This is a genomic window from Acinetobacter sp. RF14B, assembly GCF_006864105.1.
GTDB classification, from domain to species: domain Bacteria; phylum Pseudomonadota; class Gammaproteobacteria; order Pseudomonadales; family Moraxellaceae; genus Acinetobacter; species Acinetobacter lwoffii_C.
This window is the reverse complement of record NZ_SMTB01000158.1, coordinates 1-2,846: the sequence shown is the minus strand read 5'-3', so window position 1 is coordinate 2,846 and position 2,846 is coordinate 1. Positions and strand designations below refer to the sequence as shown.

The window sequence follows — 2,846 nt, the reverse complement described above, 5'->3', positions numbered from 1 at the left end:
CCATGTGAACGGCTTTGTCGGCCTGAGCCAGGGTCAAACGGGCCTGTTCCAGAAATACAGCACCTTCTTCTGTCAGCTCGACCTTGCGTTTGGTACGGTACAGCAGTTGTACGCCGACATCTTCTTCCAGATCCTTAATCTGCTGGCTGAGAGAGGGTTGCGCCGTATAAAGTTTGAGTGCTGCCTTACTAAAGTTCAGTTCTTCAGCAACAGTGATAAAGTAGCGAAGGTGTCTTAATTCCATGTCATCAGCCCAAAGAGTAATCCAAAAAATGTCTTACTATAATTTGATAGGAGTATAGTCCATAAACAACTATGTCGTGAAGATGATTTTGTCATTTAGGAACTAAATACCTTAGAGGGGTGGATTGGTGTTTTAATATAAAAATAAGCGTTGGCAATAATTGCTTAAAACTATTAATTAAAACAAAAAAAATATTTCCCCAAAATCCTGCAAAAATCCATTATCCATTCGAGTTGAGTCTATTTATTGTGTGTCCATAGTGGCCACAGGAGAGCTTTTCATGAGTGGAAAAATTGATGTGCGCGAAATCGACGCTTTGGTCGATGCACAAAATGGACGTATCACGCCATCGATCTATACTGATCCTGACATTTACGAATTAGAACTTGAACGTGTCTTCGGTCGTACATGGTTATTTCTATGCCATGAAAGCCAAATTCCTAAGGCTGGTGATTTCTTCAATACCTATATGGGTGAAGATCCAATTATTGTGGCACGCCAAAAAGACGGCTCAATCAAAGCATTTTTAAACCAGTGCCGTCACCGTTCGATGCGGGTCAGCTTCGCAGACTGCGGTAATACTCGTGCATTTACTTGCCCATACCACGGCTGGTCATACGGTATTGATGGTTCACTCAAAGATATCCCGCTTGAAGAACGTGCTTATCCACATGGGGCATGTAAAGAACAATGGGGTCTGGTTGAAGTCAATCGTGTGAAGTCTTACAAAGGCTTAGTCTTCGGTTGCTGGGATGAAACCACACCTGATTTAGAAGAATACATGGGCGACATCGCCTGGTATCTGGATGGAGTCGTAGATCGTCGTCCGGGCGGGACAGAAATCATCGGTGGTGTACACAAATGGGAAATCGACTGTAACTGGAAATTTGCAGCGGAACAGTTTGCATCTGACCAATACCACGCTTTGTTCTCTCACGCTTCTGCGATTCAAGTTCTGGGGGCAAAACCGGATGATGAATCCTCGAAGAAACTCGGTGCTGCACAAACAGCGCGTCCGGTGTGGGAAACCGCCAAAGACGCAATTCAATATGGTTCACGCGGTCATGGTTCAGGCTTCTTCTTTACTGAAAAGCCGGATGCCAACGTATGGGTGGATGGTGAGGTAGCGAACTATTTCCGTGAAACTTATGAAGAAGTCAAAGAGCGTTTAGGTGAAGTGCGTGCACTGCGTCTTGCAGGTCACAACACCATGTTCCCGACATTGTCTTGGTTAAACGGTACGGCAACACTGCGCGTATGGCACCCACGTGGTCCAAACAAAACTGAAGTTTGGGCATTCTGTATTGCGGATGCTGAAGCGTCGCAGGAAGTAAAAGAAGCTTTTGAACGTTCGGCAACGCGTGCCTTCGGTCCGGCCGGTTTCCTTGAGCAAGATGACTCGGAAAACTGGATCGAAATCCAGAAAGTGCTTCGGGGTTATAAAGCGCGTCAAAACCGCCTGATCATGGAGATGGGTAAAGGCAACGAGAAAGTTCGTGAAGATGATATTCCGGGCATTACCAACTACATTTTCTCAGAAACTGCAGCACGTGGCATGTACCGTCGCTGGGCAGATTTATTGATCCATGAAAAATGGGAAGACGTGGAAAAAGCCGCTGACGAATACGAGAAGGAGCTTGTGAAATGAGTCAAATCAGCTTAGAACTGCATCATCAGATCAGCCAGTTCCTGTACCGCGAAGCAAAATTGCTGGACGACTGGAAGTTCCGCGAATGGCTTGACGTATTGGCAGAAGATATTTCGTATACGCTGCGTACTACACCGAATGCGCAAACCCGTGACCGTCGCCGTTCGATTGAGCCGCCAACCACCTGGGTATTTAACGATACGAAAGACCTGCTGGAACGCCGCGTTGCCCGTTTGGAAACCGGTATGGCCTGGGCGGAAGAACCTCCTTCACGTACTACACATATGGTGTCTAACATTATTGTGGAGCCGACTGAAGTTGATGGTGAATACGACGTGTATGTCACTTACCTGTTGTACCGCACCCAGAAAGAAAAAGATGTCACCATCTACTGCGGTAAGCGTCACGACAAAATCCGTCAGGTCGATTCCGAGCAAGGCTTCCAGATCTTCAACCGTAAGATCGCACTGGACCAGGCGACTTATAACTCACACAACCTGAGCGTGTTCTTCTAATGAATAAGATTTTTGTTTGCCAAGTTGACGAACTGGACGAAGGCGAAGCGTTAAAAGTAGATTGTGGCGTAAATGGTATTGAAGCGCTGGCAGTATTCAATAACGGTGGTGAGTTTTTCGCCATGAACGACCGCTGTTCACATGGTAATGCCTCAATGTCTGAAGGTTATCTGGAAGATGATGGCACGGTGGAATGTCCACTTCATTCAGCGCGTTTCTGTCTAAAAACTGGTACAGCACTTTGCTTACCAGCGACTGATCCAATCCAGACTTTCCCAGTGATTGTTGAAGATGGTCAATTGTTTGTAGAGATGGCAGGAGAGTAATCATGGGTTGGCTACAAGGCGAAGTTGCACTGATCACGGGTGGCGGTTCAGGTCTCGGTTGGGCTCTGGTCGAACGTTTTCTGGAAGAGGGCGCACAAGTGGCGGTTCTTCAG

Annotated in this window: 5 protein-coding genes; 4 read left to right on the top strand and 1 reads right to left on the bottom strand. The window is 46.8% G+C overall.

The annotated features are described in order from the left end of the window. A partial coding sequence (locus tag E2K52_RS13995; RefSeq protein ID WP_151205626.1) for a LysR family transcriptional regulator occupies nt 1-244 on the bottom strand: 244 nt, incomplete at its 3' end. A 280-nt stretch (nt 245-524) separates the two neighbouring features. On the opposite strand from E2K52_RS13995, the gene hcaE reads away from it, so the two are divergent. The 4 genes from hcaE to E2K52_RS13975 form a co-directional block, all read left to right on the top strand. Then, nucleotides 525-1,892 (top strand): 3-phenylpropionate/cinnamic acid dioxygenase subunit alpha, encoded by a 1,368-nt coding sequence (gene hcaE, locus E2K52_RS13990; RefSeq protein ID WP_151205625.1) that lies wholly within the window; start codon nt 525-527, stop codon nt 1,890-1,892. Next, nucleotides 1,889-2,407 carry a 3-phenylpropionate/cinnamic acid dioxygenase subunit beta gene (gene hcaF / locus E2K52_RS13985; protein WP_151205624.1) on the top strand — a complete coding sequence of 173 codons (519 nt, stop codon included), beginning with the start codon at nt 1,889-1,891 and terminating at the stop codon, nt 2,405-2,407. The genes hcaE and hcaF overlap by 4 nt, the downstream gene beginning before the upstream one ends. Continuing rightward, nucleotides 2,407-2,733: a 3-phenylpropionate/cinnamic acid dioxygenase ferredoxin subunit gene (gene hcaC, locus E2K52_RS13980; protein WP_151205623.1), complete on the top strand. Its 327-nt coding sequence runs from the start codon at nt 2,407-2,409 to the stop codon at nt 2,731-2,733. Before hcaF ends, hcaC begins: the two co-directional genes overlap by 1 nt. A gap of 2 nt (nt 2,734-2,735) precedes the next feature. Then, nucleotides 2,736-2,846 (top strand): SDR family NAD(P)-dependent oxidoreductase (locus E2K52_RS13975; RefSeq protein WP_151205622.1); only part of this gene is annotated, 111 nt, incomplete at its 3' end.